Source organism: Pseudomonas sp. NFX71 (genome assembly GCF_048079215.1).
Taxonomy (GTDB): Bacteria; Pseudomonadota; Gammaproteobacteria; order Pseudomonadales; family Pseudomonadaceae; genus Aquipseudomonas; species Aquipseudomonas fluorescens_B.
In genome coordinates this window covers 2,280,757-2,296,568 of record NZ_CP182230.1, presented here as the reverse complement: position 1 = coordinate 2,296,568, position 15,812 = coordinate 2,280,757, and the positions used below count along the sequence as shown (strand labels likewise).

Annotated in this window: 11 protein-coding genes and 1 pseudogene; 3 read left to right on the top strand and 9 right to left on the bottom strand. The window is 61.2% G+C overall.

Going from position 1 to position 15,812, the window contains the following annotated elements; translation table 11 throughout:
• Positions 1 to 274: 274 nt before the first annotated feature.
• Positions 275 to 844, bottom strand: a complete 570-nt coding sequence (locus ACM1ZW_RS10660) for a HutD family protein (protein ID WP_017336081.1) — start codon at positions 842 to 844, stop codon at positions 275 to 277.
• Entirely contained in the window at positions 841 to 1,551 is a 711-nt protein-coding gene (gene hutC, locus ACM1ZW_RS10655; protein WP_174602685.1) for a histidine utilization repressor, read from the bottom strand. Before hutC ends, ACM1ZW_RS10660 begins: the two co-directional genes overlap by 4 nt.
• Before the next feature lie 146 nt (positions 1,552 to 1,697).
• Here hutC and ACM1ZW_RS10650 point away from each other — a divergent pair, with 146 nt between their 5' ends.
• Positions 1,698 to 3,062: a formimidoylglutamate deiminase gene (locus ACM1ZW_RS10650; RefSeq protein ID WP_416740513.1), complete on the top strand. Its 1,365-nt coding sequence runs from the start codon at positions 1,698 to 1,700 to the stop codon at positions 3,060 to 3,062.
• A gap of 119 nt (positions 3,063 to 3,181) precedes the next feature.
• On the opposite strand, the gene ACM1ZW_RS10645 is transcribed toward ACM1ZW_RS10650, so the two are convergent.
• Both ACM1ZW_RS10645 and ACM1ZW_RS10640 read right to left on the bottom strand, forming a co-directional pair.
• The gene (locus tag ACM1ZW_RS10645; protein WP_017336078.1) at positions 3,182 to 3,751 is read right to left on the bottom strand and encodes a lipocalin family protein; all 570 of its coding nucleotides are present in this window, start codon (positions 3,749 to 3,751) and stop codon (positions 3,182 to 3,184) included.
• Positions 3,752 to 3,782: 31 nt separating this feature from the next.
• Complete coding sequence (locus tag ACM1ZW_RS10640) at positions 3,783 to 4,037, bottom strand: hypothetical protein (RefSeq protein WP_007907841.1); 255 nt, start codon at positions 4,035 to 4,037, stop codon at positions 3,783 to 3,785.
• A 282-nt stretch (positions 4,038 to 4,319) separates the two neighbouring features.
• On the opposite strand from ACM1ZW_RS10640, the pseudogene ACM1ZW_RS10635 reads away from it, so the two are divergent.
• Positions 4,320 to 5,354, top strand: a pseudogene (locus ACM1ZW_RS10635) (cache domain-containing protein); the annotation flags it as partial.
• Between the two features lie 93 nt (positions 5,355 to 5,447).
• The gene (locus ACM1ZW_RS10630) at positions 5,448 to 6,212 is read left to right on the top strand and encodes a methyl-accepting chemotaxis protein (RefSeq protein ID WP_371927683.1); all 765 of its coding nucleotides are present in this window, start codon (positions 5,448 to 5,450) and stop codon (positions 6,210 to 6,212) included.
• A 116-nt stretch (positions 6,213 to 6,328) separates the two neighbouring features.
• On the opposite strand, the gene ACM1ZW_RS10625 is transcribed toward ACM1ZW_RS10630, so the two are convergent.
• The 5 genes from ACM1ZW_RS10625 to ACM1ZW_RS10605 all read right to left on the bottom strand — a co-directional run bounded on the left by ACM1ZW_RS10625 (position 6,329) and on the right by ACM1ZW_RS10605 (position 15,792).
• Positions 6,329 to 6,931 (bottom strand): DUF924 family protein, encoded by a 603-nt coding sequence (locus tag ACM1ZW_RS10625; protein WP_416740512.1) that lies wholly within the window; start codon positions 6,929 to 6,931, stop codon positions 6,329 to 6,331.
• 3 nt (positions 6,932 to 6,934) lie between these two features.
• On the bottom strand, positions 6,935 to 7,945 hold the full coding sequence (locus tag ACM1ZW_RS10620; RefSeq protein ID WP_017336075.1) for a class 1 fructose-bisphosphatase: 1,011 nt from the start codon (positions 7,943 to 7,945) through the stop codon (positions 6,935 to 6,937).
• A 238-nt stretch (positions 7,946 to 8,183) separates the two neighbouring features.
• On the bottom strand, positions 8,184 to 9,557 hold the full coding sequence (locus ACM1ZW_RS10615) for a DUF3999 domain-containing protein (RefSeq protein ID WP_416740511.1): 1,374 nt from the start codon (positions 9,555 to 9,557) through the stop codon (positions 8,184 to 8,186).
• Entirely contained in the window at positions 9,554 to 13,156 is a 3,603-nt protein-coding gene (locus ACM1ZW_RS10610) for a DUF2339 domain-containing protein (protein ID WP_416740510.1), read from the bottom strand. The genes ACM1ZW_RS10615 and ACM1ZW_RS10610 overlap by 4 nt, the downstream gene beginning before the upstream one ends.
• 185 nt (positions 13,157 to 13,341) lie before the next feature.
• The gene (locus tag ACM1ZW_RS10605) at positions 13,342 to 15,792 is read right to left on the bottom strand and encodes a glycogen/starch/alpha-glucan phosphorylase (RefSeq protein ID WP_017336072.1); all 2,451 of its coding nucleotides are present in this window, start codon (positions 15,790 to 15,792) and stop codon (positions 13,342 to 13,344) included.
• Positions 15,793 to 15,812: the final 20 nt, after the last annotated feature.

The window sequence follows — 15,812 nt, the reverse complement described above, 5'->3', positions numbered from 1 at the left end:
TTTCGGGGGGATTGTGCGGAGGGATGATGGCTCGTTACTTGAGCGTGGTTTTGCGCCACGCTGGGGCGTTCGGTAACAAAGTGGTGCGCGCTGAGAAACAGGAAAGGTGATTGCTTTTGTGGCGAGGGCGCTTGCTCCCGCTGGGCTGCGAAGCAGCCCTTAAACCATTCAACCGAGATTTGTCAGATAGATTTCGCTAGCGGGCTTTTTACGACGGCTTCGCCGCCGAGCGGGAGCAAGCGCCCTCGCCACAGAGATGTTGTAAACAGTTGGATCAGTGTGCAGTCAGCTCGATCACGCAGCAGGCGCCGTTGCTGGAGACGTCCAGCAGGCCGGTGTTACCGACGAGTTGCAGGCAATCATGACGACCCAATTGCTGGGCATTGTTTTCGACCGTCACCTCAAGCGCTTCGCTCACACTGAACACCAGCACCGTCCCGGCCTCGCTGAAAAACCGCTGCTCGCCGTCCAGCCACTGCAACCGCGCGCTGTAACGCTGCGGCGCATAAATCAGGTTGAAGTCGCGAATCGGACCACCCAGCAACGTGCAGGACACCTGGCTCTCGCCGCTGAAGGCATAGGGGTCCAACGGTAACAACGGCCGCGTGAACTGGCCATCCACCGACAAGGTCATGCCGTCGCCCTGCAACACCGTGATGATCCGCTCGTAACCGGCGAAGGTCGAAAACCCGCCCGACTCGGCGATATCGGCAATTGACAGGCGCCAGCCGAAACCATCAAGGCCAGTGCCCGCGTCGCGGGTGATTTCTTCGGTACTGCCACCGCCATTTTTCCATGGCATGCGTGGGTAATCGACAGCGCGTAAAACCTTGACCTGACTCATTTGTGAAACCGACCTTCCAGACGATGACGGGAACCGGGGTGGATCAAACGGGCGGCAGTCACTGGCTGACGGCCGGACCAGGTACGGCGACGGATCAGCAGGCACGGCTCGCCCTTTTCAATCTGCAGCAATTTGCACTCGCTGGCCTCGGCCAGAATCGCCTCGACCACGTGCTCGCCTTCAGTCAGCGGCGCGACCTGGTTCAGATAGGCGTAAGGCGTTTGCAGGGTGAAGTCCTGCTTGAGGTAGTCCGGCGCCACCAGCGCGTTGACGAAACGGTCTTCGATTTGCACCGGAATGTCGTTTTCGAAATGCACGATCAGCGAGTGGAAGACCTTTTGGCCTTCACGCATGTCCAGGGCCAGGGCGCGCTCGGAACCGGCGGCCTCTTCTTCAAGCGTGATCACCTGGCATGTATGGCGATGGCCACGGGAGGCGATTTCGTCGGCGATGTTGTGTACTTCAAACAGCGCAGACTGGCTTTTCGGCTCGGCGACGAACGTGCCGACGCCCTGCATACGCACCAACAGGCCGTCGGCGGTCATCTCGCGCAGCGCGCGGTTGATGGTCATGCGACTGAACCCGAGTTGGCTGACCAACTCGCTTTCCGACGGAACGCGGTAGTGCGGCGGCCAGTTTCCACTGTCGATCTGCTGGGTGATCATTTGTTTGACGCGAGCGTACAAGGGCGCCGGACTGTCGCCCATGTTCGCGGCCAACGGTGACACTGTAGGCGGAGTCGGCACGGTAAATCCTTGTTCATTTGGTGAGGGTTGCTAGCTTGCCGGAGTTTACCGAGCAGGCAAACGTCTGTATATGTATATACAAATAACACACGATGGGGTGCTGAACCATGTCCGCCTTCTTTGCCGAACGCGCGCTGCTGCCTAGTGGATGGGCCAACAATGTACGTCTTGAGGTCAGCGCCGACGGCGTTTTGACCCATGTCCAGGCCAATTCCAACGCAGATGACGCCGAACGGCTAAGCGGTCCACTGCTGCCGGGCATGCCGAATCTGCACTCCCACGCCTTCCAGCGGGCGATGGCCGGATTGGCCGAAGTGGCCGGTAATCCGAACGACAGTTTCTGGACCTGGCGCGATCTGATGTACCGGCTCGTCGGAAAAATCAGCCCCGATCAGCTCGGTGTAATCGCCCGTCAGCTGTACATCGAAATGCTCAAGGCCGGTTACACCTCGGTCGCGGAATTTCATTATGTGCATCACGACACCAACGGCCAGCCTTACGCAGATCCGGCCGAACTGGCGCTGCGCATCAGCCAGGCGGCCAGTTCCGCCGGTATCGGCTTGACCTTGCTGCCGGTGCTCTACAGCCATTCCGGTTTCGGTGGCCAGACGCCGAACGATGGCCAGCGTCGCTTTATCAACAGCACTGAAAATTACCTGAAGCTGCAGTCGCGCTTGCAGCCGATCCTGGCGCAGCAACCGGCGCAATCGCTGGGTCTGTGTTTCCACTCATTGCGCGCGGTCACCCCACAGCAAATCAGCGAAGTACTGGCGGCCAGCGACAAGCAGTGTCCGGTGCACATTCACATCGCCGAACAGCAGAAGGAAGTCGATGACTGCCTGAGCTGGAGCGGTCGTCGCCCCCTGCAATGGCTGTACGAAAACACCGATGTCGATCAGCGCTGGTGCCTGGTGCACGCGACTCACGCCAACCCGGAAGAAGTCGCGCTGATGGCCAAGAGTCGCGCCATCGCCGGTCTGTGCCTGACCACCGAAGCCAACCTCGGCGACGGGATTTTCCCGGCGGTGGATTTCCTCGCCCAGGGCGGGCGCATGGGCATCGGTTCCGACAGCCATGTTTCATTGAGCGTGGTGGAAGAATTGCGTTGGCTGGAATACGGCCAGCGCCTGCGCGATCAGCGGCGTAATCGGCTGTATGGCGCGGATCAGCCGATGGTTGGCCGCACGCTATATGACGCTGCGCTGGATGGCGGCGCTCAGGCGCTGGGGCAGCCGATCGGTGCGCTGACGGTTGGCAAACGGGCGGATTGGCTGGTGCTGGACGGTAGCGATCCGTACCTGGCAACGGCCAGCGGTGACGGGATCCTCAATCGTTGGTTGTTTGCCGGCGGCGATCGCCAGGTGCGCGATGTGCTGGTCAATGGCCAGTGGGTGGTGCGTGACGGGCGTCATGCAGCAGAAGAAGAAAGTAACCGCGCGTTTACCCAAGTCCTGCGCGACCTCCTGGGCTGACACAAACGAAATGTGGGAGCGAGCCTGCTCGCGACAGGGCGATCAAATTCAACAGAAGTGTTGACTGATACTCCGCTATCGCGAGCAGGCTCGCTCCCATATTTGTTCTTTACTAGCCGTCAGTTCGAGGTCTTGGCCATCTGCGTATCCGTCGCACGCCAGATCAGCCGCGTCGTGTCATATCCCTGCTGACGCGCCTTGCTCAGCAGCTCTTCGCGCACTACGCCGTTGACCGTAGGGGTTCGCGACAGCAGCCACAGATACCGGCGACTAGGATCACCGACGATGGCAGTCTTGTAGTCATCGCTGACGTACAACACCCAGTATTGCCCCTTCGCCACACCCGGCAGCAATCGCGAGAACCAGTTGTCGAACTCGACCCACAGCTTGTCGGTCTTGCCTGGCACTTGCGGATACGCCGTGCCCTTGGCCTCTTCCCACTGCCAATCCGCAGTCAGGCAGCGGTTCAGCACCAGCACGTTACCGTCCGGCTTGAGCGTGTAATGGGCTTCGGATTGCGCACAGTTGCGCTGAAAATACATCGGCAGACGTGCCAACTCGTACCAGGTCCCTTGGTACTTCTTCAAATTGACGCTGGCGACGGTTTTCGGCGCCAATGGATCTTCGCCAGAAGTGGCACAGCCAGCCAATACCAGGCCGGCAAAAAGGAGGATCAATAACCGTTTCATTGTTTTTCTCCCGCGGGCGCATCGCCCCGGATTACTTCAGGCCTTGGCCGGAAAACATCAACACTTTGTCACCGGCGTACTGCACGCTGATAAAGCTGTTCTTGTCGCCCCAGGTGCAACTGGACATGCCGAGCGCGCCCGAGCAGTCGGTCGGTTTGCCCAACAAGGTTTCCACCTCGGCCTTGGGCATGCCTGTCGACAGCTTCGAATAATTTTCCTGATTGATCTTGCCGCATGCGGCCAGCAACACGCAGAACGAAAGCAAAGCGATGGAACGCAGCGACATGGTGTAGCTCCTGGGGCGAAGGGGAATGGCATGGCTGCCAAGCTGAAGCTTAGAAGAGAAAAGCCCTGTCTGGTTCCCTGACCGAGCGCCTATTTGTTGGGCCGCTCGTCTGCCTTTTGCCGAAAAATCAGCCACTTTCTTTCGCCGTTGAGCATTTCATCGGTTTTGGCAAAAGTCGCCTAATCTTTGGCGCCGGCGAGTCGACATAAATGCAGCGCAAAGCCCGCTCCTGTGGCAAATTGGCGCCCCTTGTTGACCAGCCCCTCCGCGGTAGCTCATTTAATGACCAGAAACATGAAATTCAGCCACAAGATTCTGCTGGCTGCTGCCCTCGTAGTGGCCGTCGCATTCGCTTGTTTCATCCTTTTCAACGACTACCGCCAGCGGCAGACCCTGCGCAGCAGTACCGAATCGTCGATGCAGGAACTCGGCAGCCTGACCACCAGCAACATCCAGACCTGGCTGGAAAGCCGCATTCAGTTGCTGCAGTCGCTGTCCCAGCAGATCGTAGTGGATGGCAGTGCCCTGGCCAGCCTCAAGCGGGTCATCGACCTGCCCGCCTACACCAGCAACTTCCAGCTGAGCTACTTTGGTGGCACCGACGGTGTGATGTTTTCGGTTCCGGCCGGCAATCGTGCCGCGGACTACGACCCTCGCGCACGCGGCTGGTACAAGGCAGCCAACAGCGCCCAACAGACCATCGTCACCGAACCCTACATCGCGGCGTCCTCCGGCAAACTGGTGATCACCGTCGCCACGCCGGTACAGCGCCAGGGCCAGATGATCGGCGTCGCCGGCGCCGATATTGACCTGTCCAGCGTCAGCGCGATCATCAACTCGCTGAACTTCGGCGGTCACGGTCATGCGTTTATCGTCAGCGCCGACGGCAAGATCCTGATTCACCCGGACAGCAAACTGGTCCTCAAGAATCTGGCCGACGCCTACCCGAACGGTGCCCCGCAAGTCAGCCCGGGCCTGAAAGAAGTCGAGATCGACGGCAAGCGCCAGTTCATTTCCTTCACTCACGTCAACGGTGTGCCGTCGGCAAACTGGTACGTGGCGCTGGTGCTGGATCAGGACACCGCGTTCTCGATGATCAGCGAATTCCGCACCTCGGCGATCATCGCCATGGTCATCGCCGTAGTGATCATCATCGCGTTGCTGGGCATGCTGATCAGTTTCCTGATGCAGCCGCTGCTGACCATGGGCCGCGCCATGCATGACATCGCCGAAGGCGAAGGTGACCTGACCAAACGCCTGATCATTCACGGCCATGACGAATTCGGTGCACTGGGCACCTCGTTCAATCGTTTTGTAGAACGTATTCACACCTCGATCCGCGAAGTGTCCTCAGCCACCGGCCAGGTCAACGAAGTCGCACTGCGGGTCGTCGCCGCGTCCAACTCGTCGATGTTCAACTCCGACCAGCAAGCTTCGCGCACCAGCAGCGTGGCCGCGGCGATCAACGAACTGGGCGCCGCCGCCCAGGAAATCGCCCAGAACGCCGCCCTCGCCTCGCAGCACTCCAGCGACGCGCGCGCCCTGGCCGAAGACGGTCAGCAGGTGGTGGATAAAACCATCGCGGCGATGCAACAGCTCTCGGCGAAGATCAGCGATTCCTGCGGCAACATCGAGACGCTCAACAGCAACACGGTGAACATCGGGCAGATTCTGGAAGTGATCACCAGCATCTCGCAGCAGACCAACCTGTTGGCATTGAACGCCGCCATCGAAGCGGCACGGGCCGGTGAAGCCGGTCGCGGTTTTGCCGTGGTCGCCGATGAAGTGCGCAACCTCGCCCACCGCACCCAGGATTCGGCGCAGCAAGTGCAGAAGATGATCGAGGAACTGCAAGTCGGCGCCCGCGAAGCGGTGAGCACCATGACCGACAGCCAGCGCCAGAGCGAAAGCAGCGTGGGCATCGCCAACCAGGCGGGCGAGCGTCTGGGCAGCGTGACCCAGCGGATCGGCGAGATCGACGGGATGAACCAGTCCGTGGCGACGGCGACCGAAGAGCAGACCGCCGTGGTGGAATCGATCAACGTCGACATCACCGAGATCAACACGCTGAATCAGGAGGGTGTGGAGAACCTGCAGGCGACGTTGCGCGCGTGCTCTGATCTTGAGCAGCAGGCGGCGCGGTTGAAGCAGTTGGTGGGCAGTTTCAGAATCTGAGGTGCTCTTACTGGCCTCATCGCCAGCAGGCTGGCTCCCACAATAGGTTTGTGTCGATCACAAACTCCTGTGGGAGCCAGCCTGCTGGCGGTGACGGCATCAGCCGAAATGGAAATCTAAAACCGAGACCCTGGCCCCGAAAGAAACGCCAACTCCTCAGCCGTCGATTCCCTTCCCAATACCGCATTCCTGTGTGGAAACCGCCCAAACCGCGCAATCACCTGCTGATGCTTCTCGGCATAGTTCAGATAGTCGGTAAAAAGTTTCCGCTCGGCCTCCGGCTGCTGTGCCACAAGGTCGATATAGCGCGAGACCGCTTCATTCTGCACCGCCAGATTCTCGCAATGCTCAAACACCAGGTAGATAAACACCCGCTGAATCGGCCGCAACTGTCGATCGAAATCCGCAGCAATGCCTTGCGCTACGAGAGCCTGCGCCCTGGGATCGCCTGCAAAGGATTGTGGAGTGTCGCGAAAGATCATTCGCGGAAGTTGATCGAGCAGCAGCACCAGGGCCAGCCAACCGTCGGGGCGTTGCGCCCAGTCAGTCAATCCGCCGGCCAGTGCCTGCTCGACCCAGTCCCCGAAACGCGTCTGCGCTTCGAGGTCCTGGCTGTCGCGCTTGCCGAACCATAACTTGCCCTTCTCTGCCGCTGTTTCGATCGGTGATTCGGCGTTTCCGAACCACCATTCGAGCAACGGCTGCCAGGGCGCGGTCATGGTTTATTCCTTGTGGTAAGCCGTGATGCGTGCGACTTCTTCTTTCGAACCGAGGAACACCGCTACGCGCTGGTGCAAGCCGTCCGGCAGAATGTCGAGGATGCGCTGGTGACCATCGGTGGAGGCGCCGCCGGCTTGTTCAACCAGGAACGACATCGGGTTGGCTTCGTACATCAGACGCAGTTTGCCCGGCTTCGACGGCTCGCGGCTGTCGCGTGGGTACATGAACAAGCCGCCACGGGTCAGGATGCGGTGCACGTCGGCAACCATCGCGGCGACCCAGCGCATGTTGTAGTTCTTTTTCAGCGGGCCTTCGTCGCCAGCCAGCAATTCGCCGACGTAGCGTTGTACCGGCGCTTCCCAGTGACGCTGGTTGGACGCATTGATCGCGAATTCCTGGGTGGACTCCGGGATCGTGATGTCTTCATGGGTCAGTACGAAGCTGCCCATTTCACGATCCAGGGTGAAGCCTTTGACGCCATTGCCCAGGGTCAGAACCAGCATGGTCTGTGGACCGTAAATCGCGTAACCGGCGGCAACCTGCTGAGTGCCTGGCTGCAGGAAGGCCTTTTCGTTCAAAGGCTCGTTCTGGGTCAGGTATTCGTTCGGGCAACGCAGCACCGAGAAGATCGTACCGACCGGCGCGTTGATGTCGATGTTCGACGAACCGTCCAGCGGGTCAAACACCAGCAGGTAGGCGCCTTTCGGGTATTTGCCCGGGATCTGGTAGGCATTGTCCATTTCTTCGGATGCCATGCCGGCCAGGTGACCGCCCCATTCGTTGGCTTCGAGCAGGATGTCGTTGGACATCACATCAAGCTTCTTCTGCACTTCACCTTGGACGTTTTCGGTGCCCATGCTGCCCAGAACACCACCCAGGGCGCCTTTGGAGACGGCGTGGCTGATTTCTTTACAGGCGCGCGCCACCACTTCGATCAGGAAACGCAGATCGGCAGGGGTGTTGTTGCTACGGGTCTGCTCAATCAAATAGCGACTCAGGGTAACGCGGGACATGGAAGGCTCCGGTGGAATGGGGGGCTAAAAACCCGCGCAGTTTAACGCGAGTCGGGGCGCATTTCCTCCTATCAGACGTGGAACACCCAATAGAGTTCATGTGCCGGGTTCAGCGTAGTTCGAAACGGGCATCTTTACCGTCAGGCAAACCGCTATCGCCAGCAGGCTGGCTCCCACAGGGGAATGCGATTAACTGTAGGAGCCAGCCTGCTGGCGATCGGGTGCGCAGCACCCGCCTTCAAGGTTTGACCGGGGGTTTGCGCAACAAGCTGAACGCCATCGCCGCCAAGAACAGAACGCTCAGCAACAACACCCCCCACAACCCGAACTTCTTCCAGTGGGTCCCAACCTGCGAAGTCGAGGTGGCTGTCGATGTCGGTGTCACCACCGCCCCGCTATCCACTGTCGCCCTGCCCAACGCCGCCCACTTGGCCGCGCTGTAATCCGGAATCAGCGTCGACAACGGCAGGTTCGCCGCCTTCACCGTCGCGCTGCCCAGCGCCAGCGTATAAGGCCCGGCACCGCGCGCCAGGAACACCAATTGCGTCGAGCGCACGGCAAACTTCACAGTTGGCGCTTCGGCACCCAAGCCACCGCCCCGCTCGTCCACCGTCAGCTTCAACTGCTGCACCGTTTGCCCCGACAGCTGCAACTCGTTCTGCACCACGTCCTGGCCACTCTGGGTCAGGCGATAAAGCAAACCGCTGCTCAACGGCTGCCACGGCAGACTGCTGTCCCGACGACCGGACAAGGTCACCGGCGCCAGGCTGTTCGGCTGACTCAACTCGACCTGCAAGCGCTCGACATTCAGCCCCATCGGCAATTGCCAAGTGTATTCCCCGGCCTTCACGCTGCTGCCGGCCAACGCTTGCGACCAGACCAACGGCAGCGGCAGGCTGCGGGTGCTGGCGCTTTCCAGTTGCGCCGACGTCAGCGTCGGCGCCGACTGCGGCGTGCTCCACAACAAACGCAGGTAGCGCGCTGATTGACCCGGCAAACCGACTTCATGCTGCTCGACCCGCTCGTCGGCAAACGTCAGCCGCGCCACCTGCCCGTCACCCCACGACTGCCAATGCTGCAAGTCGTCGCTGGCTTCGATACTGAAACGCTGGAAGCCGTCGCGCTCGCTGGTCCAGTCGAGGATCAACTGCTGCAGCGGTGCCTTGATGCCGCTGGCGTCGAGCAACCAGCCACGCAGCACTTCTTCGCCCACCTCCAGCTGACTCGACGGCTGCACTTCGACCAGCGTGCCATTGGCGCTCGATTGCACCCGCACACTCGGCGCACGCTCGGTGTCGTCCGCGGAGTTGTACAGCGGGAACCACTTCACATCGGTCAGGGTACGGTTTTCGCTGGTTTTCGCGGTTTCCCGCGCCAAGGCATAGGCCTGAGCTTCGCCTGCCGCGTTGAACACGCGCACGTCGCTCAGGTCGGTCTGCCGCGCGTTCAATTGCACGACCAAGGGCAATTCAAGGCGATACCACGGCCCCTCGCCACTCACGGTCAACGGCACTTGCGTGGCGAAATCCACCGGTTTTTCCTGCGCGCCGGCCGACAGCGCCATACCCATGGCAACAACGCCCAACCAGACCAGGTTCAGCTTCGAACTCAAGATGACACTCCTTCGGTTTGCGGGGCCGGGTTTTCAGGTTCCGGCGCGGCGTCGGCACGCTTGGGTGGCAACGGAGCGAAATAGCCCACCACCAACAGCAACACACCCACACCGATAAACGAGACGATCCGCGCCAGCCCGCCACGGTTACTCAATTCGACAAAGAACAGTTTCGCGACCACGACGCCGATCAACGCCGCGCCAATCAGCCAGACTTCACGACGATGTCGTAGATGGCCGCCGATCATCAGACTCAGGGCCATCAAGGTCCAGACGATCGACAGACCGGCCTGCACCTGCATGGACGCGAGCAGCAGATCCAGCTCGAACGGGACGCCGCCCCAATGATGAGCCGTGCGGTTCACCAGCGCGGTGAAGAACGCAAACAGTGAAACGCCGGCGATCAGTTGTGTGGCGTGATCGAAGGTGTCCTTGCGGATCGCCAGTCGCGTCACCGCGCTGCGCGCCCAGACATAAACCCCGAACAGCGCAAACAGCAGGCCCAATTCCAGCGGATTGATCAGCGGTACGTAAGGCAACGGTTCGGCCGTACCGTCGCTGACGATGTTCGCCAGCCAGAACCAGACGAGCATCAGCACCGCCAGAGGTGCTGCCGCGTACAAGCGGTATTCACGCGCGTAAGCCGACACTGGCCAAGGCCCGTTGCGTGGCGCAGCCATCAGCACCAGATACAGGCTCGGCAGTATCGCCCAACCCAACCAGCGCCAGGCGTTGTACTGCTCGGACAACAACAGCAGGCCGTAGCGCAATTCCAGCGCCAGCACCCCGATCAACAGCCAGCAGCCGAGCACATGAGCAGTGCTCAAGGCCCGCGCCGGCAGCATCGGTGCCAGACGCCGCAGCGAGATGAAATGCACGACAAACACCGCCGCCCAGGCCAGCCAACCGAAATCCGCCGCCGGGTGATAACGCGAGTGCCAAGCGGCGAGCAACACCACACCCGCGGCCGGTATCAGCAAGGTGCAGAACAAGCCCAGCGACGGCCATTTCAGGCGCAACGCCAACACGGCCCACACCGCCACACTCACCGCAGCGACCGTCAGCAGCAACGTCGCTTGAAGATTCACCGGCGCAAACCGCAGCACATCACTGATCCATGCCAGCGCCCACCATCCCGCGCCCCACACCAGCAGCACTTCGGACAAGCGCTGCAAATCCAACGCGTCAAACGCCGAAGCATGGTTGCCGAGCTGCAAGCGCCAGGCGCCAACCAATGCGGCCAATCCCAACACCAGCGGCGTCCAGAAACCGCTGTGCGCCAGCGGTTTCAATCCTTCGCTGGCCAGCGGCCCGAGCAGATCCGGCCCAGCGAACAGAAACGCCGCGCCGCCAATCACCTGCAGCAGCAGGCCGAAGACAAAACTTACGCGTTGCTTCAGATACAGGCTCAGCCAGATGATAAACAAACCACTGGCCGCCCACACCGCGCTCGCGGTTTGCCATGGCAGCACGAACAGCACTGCCAGATTGATCAGCACCAGACCGGCCAGCAACACCACTGACAAACCGCGCAACAGCCGAACGTCGCTACGCACCATGTCGTCTCGCGCTGCCAGCAGCATGCCGGCGATCAACGCCAGACCGATCAGGGACGCGCTGAGCAAGCCGCTCCAGCCTGCACTGAACACCGCGCCGGACTCACCGCTTGCGCCTTGCAGTCGCAACAGGAACAACGCGCCACCCAGCAACTGCACGGCAAACGCGGTAAACAGGAAGGTGCGCGATTGCAGGCGCAGGCCGACAAACAATGTCGCCAGACCGGCCAGCGCCCAACTGATCGCCGTACCGTGGGTGAAGAAAAACAGCGGCGCCAGCAGATAGAGAAAGGTCAGGCCGAGGCACGCCAGCACCGGCAGGCTTTTACGCTCCCACTCCGACGTTTGCTCGGGCAAGGCGTTGCGCAATTGGTAGAAGCTGAACAGCAACGCCACGCCGAGCATCAACGCGCCCAGCGGCGCGCCGTCGAGCAGGCTGCTTTCGCCGATCCGCAACTCGCTGAGAAACGCCAGCGCCGACCCCAGTTGCAGCAGCAAGGCAAATGCACGGGCCAGTGGTCGTTGCTGGCGCAGGCCGAGCCAGAAAATCCCGGCGCCTTCAACGGCCCAGGCGGCGGAGGTCCAACGCGCATCGAGGCCCAATGGAATCGCCAGGCTGGCGAAGATCACGCCCAGCGCCAGACAGGTTTCCGCCAGCAGCAGCGCCCGTCCGCCCATCAGCAGACGCGCAAGTCCCATGTAGATCATGCCCAGCGCGAGGGCGCTGAAAGCGGCGGCGAATTCCAGGTGCTGCACCAGCGCGAACTGCAAGCCGAAACCCACCAGGGGCGGGCCGAACAGCATTGTGCCGTCGACGTAATCACCTTTATGCGCCGACCAGCGCAGCAGTGCCTCACGGCTGTCGTCCTCGGGCGCGTCGCTCATTTCCAGCAACTTGCGCCGTGTGAACAGCAGGCCGATGGCCAGGTACATCAGGAAAAACAGAATCAGAAACGGTTCGGTGCTCCACAGCAATTCCGGCGTGTAGGAGCGCAGGCCCCAGGCGAAACCGATGCCGAAGGTGCCGACGAAGCCGATCAGGTTGAGCAGCCGCCAGGCCTTGAACCAGGCGATGGCAAGGATGCCGGCATTGAGCAAGGCGAAGTAGCTGAACAGCGCGACGTGGTTGCCGGCGCCGGTAGACGTCAGGATCGGCGCGGCGAAACCACCCAGCGCTGCGGCGCAGGCCAATGCCAGCGAGTCCTGAGTGATGGCCAGAATGGCCGAGAACACCGTTACCGCCACCAGCAGCCCAAGCGCCGCCGTCGGATCGAGCAATGGATGCAAACGCATGGCCGCAAACACCGTCAGGTACAACACGGCAATCCCGGTGCCTTGCAGCATCAACGCATAGTGGTTGTTGCGATGACGCAGCCACCACCCCAGACCGAGCAGGCCCAACGCCGCCACGGCCACACCGGCGTAACGCAGCTCAATCGGCACCACCATGCCTTCGGTGGCATAACGCAGCAGAAACGCCAGACCGAGGAACAACAGCACCACGCCGACCCGCAGCACGGTGTTGCCTCCGAACAGCCAGTTGCGTGCGCCGCTGATGGCCCGTTCGAAGAAATTTGGGCCGCGCGGAGCTACGGGTTGCTGCGGCTCACGGGCGACTGGCTCGGCTTTCCAGACATCGTCGGGCAAGGGACGACTGGCTTGCGTCGCCGTCGCGGTGATCGGTTCGAATTCGGGGGGAAGCTCCCAGACCATCTCCGGAGCCGAGACCGGGATTTCTTCGAGAATGAATACAGGGGAGGGGCCGGGGTCGCTGGCAACCGGTTCCTCGGCAACCGGCTCGCTGGCTTCGGGTGTCTTGACGCCAGACACCTCCAGCAAGGCCAGGCGCTGCTGGACCGCATGCAGCGCTACTTGCGCCTGTTCCAGCAGAAGGCGCTGTTCCGCCGCTTGTGTGCCCAAACGACCGATGCGAACGGCCTGGCCGATCCCCAACCCGAGCAACGCGCCCAACAGCGCGTCGCTGAACGACTCGTCGAGTATCCAGCCCAGCACCAGCCCAATCAGCATGAACATCCATTGCATGGTCGATATCCCTAAGCGCAGTGGCCAATCCGAGAAGATTAGCGCAGCCCGTACAGCAAAGATCGCAGCCTTCGGCAGCTCCTAAACCGACCGCGTTCACCCAATGTTAGGTGAACGCCGACTGTAGGAGCTGCCGAAGGCTGCGATCTTTTCCGGCGCGCCAGTATATCGAGCCGATTGAAGACTTACTCCAATGCCTTCCAGATATCCGTGGCGTACTCGCGAATAGTCCGGTCGGAGGAGAACCAGCCCATCCGGGACGTGTTCAACACCGCTGAACGCCACCATTGGTTCGAATCGTGCCAATGGGCTTCCACACGCATCTGCGCCTCCCAGTAGGAATCGAAATCGGCGCAGACCAGGAAGCGGTCGTAGTCAATCAGCGAATCGATCAAGCCGGTGTAGCGGGACGGATCGTCCGGCGAAAACACCCCGCCGCGAATCGCTTGCAGTACGTCATTCAATCGATGGGACGCGGCAATGTCCGGCACCGCGCTGAACTCGTGGTTCTGCTTGCGAGCTTCAACCTGCTGCGCGCTGAGGCCGAAGATGAACATGTGCTCGGCGCCGATGCGTTCGCACATTTCCACGTTGGCGCCGTCCAGGGTGCCGATGGTCAGCGCGCCGTTGAGGCCGAACTTCATGTTACTGGTGCCCGAGGCTTCAAAACCTGCGGTGGAAATCTGCTCCGACAAATCCGCCGCCGGAATGATGCTCTCCGCCAGGCTGACGTTGTAGTTGGGCAGGAACACCACTTTGAGCAAACCGCGCACGGTCGGGTCGTTGTTCACCACCCGGGCGATGTCGTTGGTGAGTTTGATGATCAGCTTGGCCTGGTGATAACTGGCGGCGGCCTTGCCGGCGAAGATCTTCACCCGTGGCACCCAGTCGATTTCCGGCTCGGCGCGGATCGCCTGGTACAGCGCGACGGTGTGCAGCAGGTTGAGCAACTGGCGTTTGTATTCGTGGATCCGCTTGACCTGCACGTCGAACATCGCTGCCGGGTTGACCGCGACCCCAAGCCGCTCATGAATGATGTACGCCAGGGCTTTCTTGCTGTGCAGGCGCTGCTCGGCGAACGCTTTGCGGAACGCGGCTTTTTCAGCGAAGGGTTCCAGATCGAGCAAGCGCTCTTCCGGGTTATCCAGAAGATCAGGGCCGAGGGCGTCGACCAGCATCGAGGTCAACTCCGAGTTGGCCTGATACAGCCAGCGGCGGAAGGTGATCCCGTTGGTTTTGTTGTTGATCCGCTCCGGGTAGATCTTGTGCAGTTCGGAGAACACGGTCTTGCGCATCAGCTGCGTGTGCAGCCCGGACACGCCGTTGACGCTGTGGGAGCCGAGAAACGCGAGGTTGCCCATGCGCACGCGGCGTCCGTTGTCCTCTTCGATGAGCGACACTGCACGCAGCACGTCGAAATCGTGAATGCCTTTGGCCCGCAGCGAGTCGATGTGCTGAGCGTTGATCAGATAAATGATCTGCATGTGCCGCGGCAGCATCCGCTCCATCAAACCGACCGGCCAGGTTTCCAGCGCCTCCGGCAACAGCGTGTGGTTGGTGTACGAGAGCGTGTCGACGGTGACCTGCCATGCAGCGTCCCACGCCACGTCGTAGACATCGACCAACTGACGCATCAGCTCGGCAACGGCAATGGACGGGTGAGTATCGTTGAGCTGGATCGCCGCGTGATCGCCCAGGGTCAGCACCGAGGTGTGCATGTTGCGATGGCGGCGCAGCAAATCCTGGAGAGACGCCGCGACAAAAAAGTATTCCTGACGCAGGCGCAGCTCCTGGCCGGCTTCGGTACTGTCCGCCGGGTAGAGCACGCGGGAAATACTTTCCGCCCGGGCCACTTCCGCGACCGCGCCCAAGTGGTCGCCGGCATTGAAGCGCTCAAGGTGCAAATCTTCCATCGCACGGGCACGCCACAAGCGCAGCGTGTTGACGCTCGCCCCGCGCCAGCCGACCACCGGGGTGTCATACGCAATGGCGCGCACGGTTTCAGCCGGGGACCAGACTTGCCTGGATTTGCCGCTGTCGTCGGTGACGGTTTCAACGCTGCCGCCAAAGCCGATCGGGTAAACGACTTCGGGGCGCTCGAATTCCCATGGGTTACCGAAATCCAGCCAATGCTCGGTCTGTTCCTGCTGCCAGCCATCGACAATCGCCTGACGGAACAAGCCGTGTTCATACCGAATGCCGTAGCCGTGGCCGGCGATGCCGAGGGTCGACATACTTTCCATGAAGCACGCCGCCAGCCGACCGAGGCCACCGTTACCCAGGGCCGCATCAGGCTCCAGCAGGCGGATGCGCTCGATGTCGACGCCGAGTTCGGTCATGGCCTCGCGGGCAACGTCCAGCAGGCCGAGGTTGCTCAGGCTGTCGTAGAGCAGCCGGCCGATGAGAAATTCCAGGGAGAGGTAGTAAACCCGCTTCTGACCTTTGCGGTAGATCTGCCGGGTGTGATCCATCCAGTGCTCGACCATGTGATCGCGCGCGGCCAGCGCAATGGCTTCGAACCAGTCGTGGTCGAAGGCGTGATCCGGGTCTTTACCCACCGCGTAGGTGAGTTTGGTCAAGACGGCGTCGCGAAATGCGGCCACCTCTGCTTCGCGAACAAGTGGTTCTTGAGTCATCGATAAGACCTCGAGCGAGC

Excerpts from the sequence above, each read along its gene's own strand:
- ACM1ZW_RS10660 (WP_017336081.1), bottom strand. The coding sequence starts at position 844 with ATGAGTCAGGTCAAGGTTTTACGCGCTGTCGATTACCCACGCATGCCA.
- hutC (WP_174602685.1), bottom strand. The coding sequence starts at position 1,551 with ATGGGCGACAGTCCGGCGCCCTTGTACGCTCGCGTCAAACAAATGATC.
- ACM1ZW_RS10650 (WP_416740513.1), top strand. The coding sequence starts at position 1,698 with ATGTCCGCCTTCTTTGCCGAACGCGCGCTGCTGCCTAGTGGATGGGCC.
- ACM1ZW_RS10645 (WP_017336078.1), bottom strand. The coding sequence starts at position 3,751 with ATGAAACGGTTATTGATCCTCCTTTTTGCCGGCCTGGTATTGGCTGGC.
- ACM1ZW_RS10640 (WP_007907841.1), bottom strand. The coding sequence starts at position 4,037 with ATGTCGCTGCGTTCCATCGCTTTGCTTTCGTTCTGCGTGTTGCTGGCC.
- ACM1ZW_RS10630 (WP_371927683.1), top strand. The coding sequence starts at position 5,448 with ATGTTCAACTCCGACCAGCAAGCTTCGCGCACCAGCAGCGTGGCCGCG.
- ACM1ZW_RS10625 (WP_416740512.1), bottom strand. The coding sequence starts at position 6,931 with ATGACCGCGCCCTGGCAGCCGTTGCTCGAATGGTGGTTCGGAAACGCC.
- ACM1ZW_RS10620 (WP_017336075.1), bottom strand. The coding sequence starts at position 7,945 with ATGTCCCGCGTTACCCTGAGTCGCTATTTGATTGAGCAGACCCGTAGC.
- ACM1ZW_RS10610 (WP_416740510.1), bottom strand. The coding sequence starts at position 13,156 with ATGCAATGGATGTTCATGCTGATTGGGCTGGTGCTGGGCTGGATACTC.
- ACM1ZW_RS10605 (WP_017336072.1), bottom strand. The coding sequence starts at position 15,792 with ATGACTCAAGAACCACTTGTTCGCGAAGCAGAGGTGGCCGCATTTCGC.